1 protein-coding gene is annotated in these 641 nt (G+C 71.0%); it reads right to left on the bottom strand.

Translation table 11 applies throughout. The features are described 5' to 3' along the window. Positions 1–641: methyl-accepting chemotaxis protein (locus P2PM1_RS13825; protein WP_244301515.1), on the bottom strand; the 641-nt coding region annotated here is incomplete at both ends.

Raw genomic sequence — 641 nt, 5'->3', positions numbered from 1 at the left:
TCCATGTTGCGGGTGACGGCGCCGGTGCCCTCGGCCGCCTGCTGGACCGAGCGGGAGATGTCGCTGGTTGCGGCGCCCTGCTGCTCGACGGCGGAGGCGATCGATGCGGTGTAGCCGTTGACGTCCTGCATGATCTGGGCGATCTCGCCGATGGCGGCGACGGCCTCGCCGGTCGAGCCCTGGATGGCGGCGATCTGGGCGCCGATCTCCTCGGTCGCCTTGGAGGTCTGGGTGGCGAGCTCCTTGACCTCGGCGGCGACGACGGCGAAGCCCTTGCCGGCCTCGCCCGCCCGCGCCGCCTCGATGGTGGCATTGAGGGCGAGAAGGTTGGTCTGTTCGGCGATCGCCTGGATCAAGGAGACGACCTCGCCGATCTTGTTGGCGGCGGCGGCAAGGCCGGCGACCTTCTCGTTGGTCTGACGGGTGCCCTGGGTGGCCTGATCGACGACCTGGGTGGTCTGGCCGACCTGCCGGGAGATCTCGGCGATGGAGGCGGAGAGTTCCTCGGCGGCGCTGGCGACGGTCTGGACGCTGTCGGTGGCGATCGAGCTTGCCTGGGTGGTCTCGCTGGCGCGCTCGGCGCTTTCCTGGGCCGAGGAGGAGAGCGCCCGCGCGGTCTCGTCCAGCCCGTTCGCCGTCGC

The organism is Stappia sp. P2PMeth1, assembly GCF_900185735.1.
In the GTDB taxonomy this organism is placed as follows: domain Bacteria; phylum Pseudomonadota; class Alphaproteobacteria; order Rhizobiales; family Stappiaceae; genus Stappia.
The sequence above is the reverse complement of the archived record's forward strand: the minus strand, read 5'-3'. Positions and strand labels throughout refer to the sequence as shown.